Genomic DNA, 3920 nt, shown 5'->3' on the forward strand with positions numbered 1-3920 from the left:
GCAACTTGATCAATACTCGCAGGCGCAGCTGAACAAAATCGCAGCACGGCTCAACGAAAGGCCCAGAAAGACCTTGGGCTTCATATCTCCGGCCGATAAACTACGCGAGGCTGTTGCAGCGACTCATTGAACCTACCGCCGCTTTTTTTGCGATTTCCAGCTCCATCTGCAAGCGCTTGTTCTCCGCTCGCAGGCGCGAGAGTTCCATCTGTTCTGCCGTGACGACCTTCGCTCCGGGGCCGTTCAGCTTGCCCGCCTCGGAAGCCTTGAGCCAGTTGCGCAAAGTCTGCATCGACATGCCTAGCTCGCGAGCCACGGCGCTTATGCCTTGCCCGTCCTTGACTCGTTGCACGGCGGCTTCCTTGAACTCCGCCGTGTACACCTGGTGCGGTACCTTGAACATTTCTTCTTTCTTCCATGTACGCGAACGCGCACCCGGTACGCATTTCAGCTACGCAAGCATCGAAACGGAGGTGCTCGGGCTAGTCTTGAGCCGTGCGACGCATATGAGCGTCGCCCAATACGCGAGCGAGCGTATTTGGAAAAAGATGGGTATGCAGTCCGACGCCTCGTGGGGGCACGATGCGAGCGGTCAAACCATCGCCTTTTGCTGTATGAACGCTACGCTGCGCGACTGGGCGAGGTTCGGCTTGATGCTCGCCTATGACGGCCGGTGGAATGGGCAGCAAATCGTACCGAGGGATTGGATTTTGCGCGCCACGACCGTCGCGCCCGGTGACAGCTTTCTAGCGCCGGGGACCGCGAACCCCGTATTCGGATACGGCTATCAGGTATGGATACTGCCAGGCGAGCGGCGCATGTTCGCGTTGCAGGGAATGGACGGTCAGAGAATTATCGTCGACCCGAGTTCGAAACTCGTACTTGTACAGACTGCCGTCTGGACCAGCGACCACGATCCGGCAATGCGGGAAATTTTCGGCTTATGGAATGCGTTAGTCGCCCAGTACGGAGTCCACGACCTTGCGTCTGAGTGATGGGTGTTCTCACGCATCTCGACGAAGTTCTCGCACGCGGTCTTAGAACCGCGCAATCGTCCATCGACCGCCAAGCATAAATAGGGCCAGGCCGTCACGCAAAATTCACACGTCCGGGTACGCATTTAGCGATGAGCGTCGGCGGTGCCGTTTTGGGTGCCTGATACCAACCGCTTGCCGCCAACATGCTTGCTCACTTTGCCCCGTCTTCCGCTGTCATTGTCGCGATGCTCGTGGTGTGCCTCGTCATGGTTCTGGCGTTCGAGGCGAGCAATGGGTTTCACGACTCGTCCAATGCTGTTGCCACGGTCATCTATACGCACTCGTTAGAGCCGGTGCATGCCGTGGTTTGGTCGGGCATCATGAATCTCGTGGGTGTACTCGTGGGCGGCATTTCCGTGGCCTACGCGCTGGTCGAGATACTCCCTCCTGACGTGCTGACGCCGCCAGACGGCTCCCCAGCCGTCCCGATGCTCGTATCGATCTTCGCGTCGGCGCTCTTTTGGAATGTATTGACCTGGGCGTTTGCCGTGCCCAATAGCAGTTCGCATTGCGTGATCGGCGCCTTGATCGGCGTCGCTTGTGCGGACGCGCTCATGAATTCGCGCAACCTCGGCCGCAGCGTCGACTGGCAATTGATCGCAACGGTGCTGAAGGGATTGGCTATCTCGCCGGTTCTTGGGTTCGTTATCGCGGGCGGTCTTTATCTTGCGTTGAGGCTAATCGTCCGCCGAGGTCACTTGCTCACGCCGCCGGCCCGGAACGAGCGGCCGGTCTGGTGGTTGCGCGCCTTGCTCGTGACAACGTGCACGACAGTCAGTTTTTCGCACGGGACGAACGACGGACAAAAGAGCATCGGCCTCATCATGCTGACCATCATCGGGCTACTGCCCGCCACCTACGCGCTCAATCCCAATGCGGTCGCGCAACTCTCATCGCTGCCCTCGCACGCGGCGCAAGCGCAAGGTTTGATTGCGGCTTACGGCAACGATCAGAAGAGCGAGGCGGCCTCTGCCGCTCAGGCGCTGGTACGCGCACAGTCGCAGTTGACGCAACAGTTGACCGAACTGCATGCGCGAGAACCCGCGCGGGAAGGCGATCGCGTAGCGCGCTCGCAGCTGCGTGGTTATGTCTACGACGTCGTATCGCAACTGAAGTACGTCAGCGAGCGCAGCGATGTGCCGGACGAGCGGCGGCGCGAGGCTTCGCGGTTGCTGGTGTCGATGAGCCCGCCCGTCGAATATGCGCCCTGGTGGGTGCGTGTGCTGAGCGCGATTTGCTTAGGGGCGGGCACGATGGTGGGATATCGGCGCGTCGTCCGGACGCTCGGCGAACGTCTCGGGCGGCAGCAGATGACACCAGGGCAGGGCGCTTGCGCCGAACTGGTGGGGTCCGTGTTGATCGGCACCGCGGGATTTACGGGGTTACCGGTGAGCACCACGCACATCGTTACCTCGGGTATCGCGGGAACGATGGCCGCGGGCGGCGAGGGCGTTCACGGCAATATGATTGCGCGCATCGTACTGACCTGGGTGATCACGCTGCCGGTGACGGCCGCCCTCTCGGGCGGGCTTTTCTATATCCTGGGTTAAGGCCGATTAAAAGATCGACCGGCCCGAGTGCGTGGTCAGCCACTCCAAAGCCAACGTCCCGGCGAGCGAGTTGCCGTTCGCATCGAGCCCCGGCGACCAAACGCACACGGCCATTTCCCCTGGCAGCACCGCCACGACGCCGCCGCCGACGCCGCTCTTGGCCGGCAGCCCGACGCGATAGACGAAGTCGCCGGCCGCATCGTAGGTGCCGCACGTCAACATCAGTGCCGACAAGCGCTTAGTCGAACTCGGATCGAGGATGCGCTCTTGCGTAGCGGGCGAGACGCCGCCGCCCGCGAGAAACAGTGCTGCGCGCGCGAGCTCCACGCAATTCATTTCGATGGCGCACTGCCGGCAATAGGCGTCCACCACCGTTTCAGGCGGCATTTCCAGATTGCCGAAGCTCGCGATGAAGTGAGCCATCGCGCGATTGCGCTCGGCATGCTGGAGTTCCGATTGCGCGACGCGCGAGTTGTAATCGATGTCGGCGGCGCCGGATAGCCGGCGAACGAATTGTACGAGGGCGGTCTCCGCCCCGACGAACCGGCGGCAGAGCACATCGGTCACGACGAGTGCGCCGGCGTTGATGAACGGGTTTCGAGGCAGGCCGCGCTCGGTTTCCAATTGAACGAGCGAGTTGAATGCCGTGCCCGACGGCTCGCGCCCGACGCGCTGCCACAGTGCGTCGCCGAGCAGTTGGAACGCGAGCGTGCACGCGAAGAGCTTGGAGATACTTTGGATCGAGAAGCGTTCGTGCGCATCGCCGACGGCGAACACCTGCCCATCGAGTGTGACGACGGCCATGCCGAAGCGTTCGGCGGGCACTTTGGCGAGCTCGGGAATGTAATTGGCGACGCGGCCTTTGGTTCGCCACGGTTCGATGTCGCGCTGGATCTGCTCGAGGATGAGCGGGTAGTTCGGCTGATGAGTCATTGGCTGTTTTATGGACCGATAGGCTTGCGAGAGGCCTGTCCGCGCATGCGCCATCCGTCTACATATATATGGGGCGCGCGCGAAGCCCCCGTATGGAACCCGCAAGCGAGTATCGGCGTCAAGCGCCTTCGCACATCGATGCCGCGCAGTGCGCGCGAGCGAGTCGGCGGTACCTCGCAAATACCGCTTGCACGCTGCGCGGAAGGGGCCTAGAATTGCGCCCTTTCGTGCAGTCAGTGCGACTGACCGAAGAGAAGCGAGGCCTTGTGTGAAGCGGTTTTCCGCGAGGTTGAGCGTCAACGGTTCGAGAGCTAGCAGATGCAAGCGACGCTAAAAAAACTGTTGACGAGATGCAAAAGGTTCTGCATAATCTCGTTTCTCTGCTGCTGACGCAGCAACG

Annotated in this window: 3 protein-coding genes and 2 pseudogenes; 3 read left to right on the forward strand and 2 right to left on the reverse strand. The window is 61.4% G+C overall.

Annotation, left to right across the window (positions count from 1 at the left end; all coding sequences use genetic code 11):
- A pseudogene (locus tag DXT59_RS31030) lies at positions 1 to 130 on the forward strand (IS30 family transposase); the annotation flags it as partial.
- A gap of 9 nt (positions 131 to 139) precedes the next feature.
- Here DXT59_RS31030 and DXT59_RS01595 read toward each other — a convergent pair.
- Positions 140 to 403: pseudogene (locus tag DXT59_RS01595) on the reverse strand (transposase); the annotation flags it as partial.
- Here DXT59_RS01595 and DXT59_RS01600 point away from each other — a divergent pair.
- Together DXT59_RS01600 and DXT59_RS01605 are read left to right on the forward strand one after the other, a co-directional pair.
- Entirely contained in the window at positions 396 to 995 is a 600-nt protein-coding gene (locus tag DXT59_RS01600; RefSeq protein WP_162877898.1) for a serine hydrolase domain-containing protein, read from the forward strand. The pseudogene DXT59_RS01595 and the gene DXT59_RS01600 sit on opposite strands and share 8 nt — an antisense overlap.
- A 185-nt stretch (positions 996 to 1180) precedes the next feature.
- A complete protein-coding gene (locus DXT59_RS01605) occupies positions 1181 to 2587 on the forward strand; it encodes an inorganic phosphate transporter (protein ID WP_116135199.1) in 1407 nt (468 codons plus the stop codon).
- 6 nt (positions 2588 to 2593) lie between these two features.
- On the opposite strand, the gene DXT59_RS01610 is transcribed toward DXT59_RS01605, so the two are convergent.
- A complete protein-coding gene (locus DXT59_RS01610) occupies positions 2594 to 3520 on the reverse strand; it encodes a glutaminase (RefSeq protein WP_116135200.1) in 927 nt (308 codons plus the stop codon).
- Positions 3521 to 3920 lie beyond the last annotated feature (400 nt).

The sequence above is a fragment of the Trinickia diaoshuihuensis genome, assembly GCF_003390925.1.
Classification (GTDB): domain Bacteria; phylum Pseudomonadota; class Gammaproteobacteria; order Burkholderiales; family Burkholderiaceae; genus Trinickia; species Trinickia diaoshuihuensis.